This window comes from Helicobacter pylori, assembly GCF_017594925.1.
GTDB classification, from domain to species: Bacteria; Campylobacterota; Campylobacteria; order Campylobacterales; family Helicobacteraceae; genus Helicobacter; species Helicobacter pylori_DP.
On sequence record NZ_JAALNT010000047.1, the window covers coordinates 1 to 344 of the forward strand.

Annotated in this window: 1 protein-coding gene; it reads right to left on the bottom strand. The window is 38.1% G+C overall.

Annotated features, from left to right (window positions below):
* Positions 1-344, bottom strand: a 344-nt coding sequence (locus tag G6069_RS07860; protein ID WP_197293935.1) for a DUF874 family protein, incomplete at both ends; no start/stop codon positions are given.

The following is a 344-nucleotide window of genomic DNA, read 5'->3' on the forward strand; positions in this document are numbered from 1 at the left end:
AAGGTGGGCTTGTGAGTCTGGTTTTAAACTCCTCATTTCAAGCATTTTAGCTTGAGCTTTAGAGCGTATTTTTAGATTTTCTTTTTGCCATTCTTCTGTAGCTTTAAAATCTCTAGGATCTAGTTCTAAATAAGCGATAGAACTTGGTTTATAAAAATCCACTTGTTTAGCGATAGCTTTTTGTGAATAGGGCAGAGATTCCAACTCTTTTTGCAAATAAGCTATAAGCTCTTGCGCTTTTGATCCTCTTTGAGAGCGGGGTTGTTTAGAGTTTGGGAGGTGTTTTGGCTGGATAGGGGTTTGATTGGTTTTTGTGGGTTTAGGGGTTTTGCATTCAGCTTCTA